The sequence below is a fragment of the Alcanivorax sp. HI0083 genome (genome assembly GCF_001635175.1).
In genome coordinates, this window is the sequence record NZ_LWFX01000943.1 from 1 (window position 1) to 1,034 (window position 1,034).

The 1,034-nt window shown below is 61.8% G+C and carries 2 protein-coding genes and 1 pseudogene; 1 reads left to right on the plus strand and 2 read right to left on the minus strand.

Annotation, left to right across the window (positions count from 1 at the left end; all coding sequences use genetic code 11):
- A pseudogene (locus A3754_RS10500) lies at nucleotides 1–485 on the minus strand (transcription-repair coupling factor); the annotation flags it as partial.
- Between the two features lie 99 nt (nucleotides 486–584).
- Between A3754_RS10500 and A3754_RS10505 the strand changes: the two are divergent.
- Nucleotides 585–872, plus strand: coding sequence for a hypothetical protein (locus A3754_RS10505; protein WP_063519635.1), 288 nt, complete (start codon nucleotides 585–587; stop codon nucleotides 870–872).
- Here A3754_RS10505 and A3754_RS26120 read toward each other — a convergent pair.
- Nucleotides 847–1,034, minus strand: a 188-nt coding sequence (locus A3754_RS26120) for a GNAT family N-acetyltransferase (protein WP_156496947.1), incomplete at its 5' end; no start/stop codon positions are given. The two genes, A3754_RS10505 and A3754_RS26120, sit on opposite strands and share 26 nt — an antisense overlap.

A 1,034-nucleotide genomic window follows, 5' to 3' on the forward strand; every position in this document is an offset into this window, starting at 1 on the left:
TCGTACACATTGTCACGCTGCCGATAGCCGCTGGCGACCAGCCGGCTGCGGGTGGCTTCCATGTCGAAGCGATCGCCCACCTTGAGCAGGAAGCTGTTGCCGGTGATGTGGATCGGCGGCGCCAGGCGCTGCATTAGCGTATTGACCGGCACCACCAGAATGCCCTTGTGGGTGGTGGGCAACTGGTGCAGTACCTGAATGCGGTCGCTGATGATGTCCTGGTGGGGGCTGAACAGGTCGTAGGGTAGGGTTTCCCAGTCCGGGAACAGCATCACCGGCGTGTCGCTGCCGGCCAGATAGAAGCTCAGGGAGTCGGTGAGCTGCTGGGCGCGGCTGCTGTTGGGCGCCAGGATCACGAACAGGTGGTCTTCGCTGCGGGCCAGCTCGGCCAGTACGGCGGCCATGCTGCCGGCATTGAGGCCGGCCCAGTCCTTGTAGTGCTCTCGCCCGCTGGGAAAGAGGTTGCTGTCGGGGAGTAACTTCATTCAGACCCGTTCCTGCGCATTCGGTGGGCGCGTATTGTAGCCAAGGGTGACGGTGCCGTCAGCGCCGTCTACACTGCGGGCATCATTTGGGGAGGTGGCATGATCACATTACAACAATGGAAAGATTGTGAAGGGCAGACTTTCGCGCTGGAAAATGGCGATAGTTTGACGCTGGCGGAAGTGAATGTGCCGGTGTCTCCCGAGGGGTGGGAGTGCTTTTCCCTGCTGTTCGCGGGCCGGTTACAACTGGAGCAAGGCGCGGTGGTTATACACAGCGAGACGCTGGGTGAGGCGTCCGTGTTTCTGGTGCCGGTGGGGCCGCTGGGCGCCAGCGATGGCACCTACCATTTCGAGGCGGTGTTCAATCGCCAGCTCGCCAGCGCATAAGCAGGTAGACGCCCTTGTCTTCCTGCTCCTCAAAGCCCAGCCGAAGATAGAGTCGCCGCGCCGGGTTGTTGGTTTCCACGTGAATAGTCAGGGGTTTGCCGGACTGGCGAGCCCGTGATTGCAAGGTGGAGAGAATCTGTGAACCGAGCCCGGTGCCGCGAA

Excerpts from the sequence above, each read along its gene's own strand:
- A3754_RS10505 (WP_063519635.1), top strand. The coding sequence starts at position 585 with ATGATCACATTACAACAATGGAAAGATTGTGAAGGGCAGACTTTCGCG.